Annotated in this window: 1 pseudogene; it reads left to right on the top strand. The window is 59.3% G+C overall.

Features of this window, described 5'->3' with window-relative positions:
* Positions 1-235 (top strand): annotated as a pseudogene (locus tag GYB81_RS25350) (hypothetical protein); the annotation flags it as partial.
* Positions 236-713 lie beyond the last annotated feature (478 nt).

The raw sequence follows: 713 nt of genomic DNA, 5'->3' as shown, positions 1-713 counted from the left end.
AACGCGAAGCTTGTCCACCATGGTTCATGGCATCACCACCGCTCAAGGACGAGCCGCAATACCCAATTACCGACGCCCCGCCGTTGCTGGCGCCACTACTTCTTCACCGTCAACCAGCGATCTGCTGATCCGCGGAATCGACTTGCTGCGCGAGACGGTGCGCGCCACCAAACCCCGTCACCCCTTCCATATCGATGCCTGGGTGGTGCTACCCGAATATATGCATTGCCTGTGAACGCTACTGCCAGGCGATGCCAACTCCGCTCGGGAAGGTCATCAAGTTCACCTGCGCAAAGCGCCTGCCCTCTACCGCAGCACTAAGCGCCAGCCATCAACAGGATCCGCAAGACGGTCTTTCCCGAACCGCCCGTGATCAGGGCCAGGCCTGTTTCTTCGTTTTCCAAATTTGCAATTCGAGCGTCCATTGTTGTGCGTTTTTCTTTTACCGGGCCGGGGCTAACGTAGGGGCGTGCGTTGCACAACAGCACTCACCCACAGCCGACGCGGCTTCGGCCCTCTGTTGCCGTAGCCGCCGTCATGACTCGAGGAGAGCACGATGAAATACAAGACATTAGGCAATACCGGGCTACTGGTCTCGCAGCTCTGCCTGGGCACCATGACTTTCAGTGATGGCAGCGGCATCTACGAGCACATCGGCGATGTCGGCCAGGCGGCGGCCGACGAGTTAGTCAAGGCCAGCCTCGATGCCGGTA

Source organism: Pseudomonas yangonensis (assembly GCF_009932725.1).
Classification (GTDB): Bacteria; Pseudomonadota; Gammaproteobacteria; order Pseudomonadales; family Pseudomonadaceae; genus Aquipseudomonas; species Aquipseudomonas yangonensis.
This window is presented reverse-complemented; position numbering and strand designations above follow the sequence as displayed.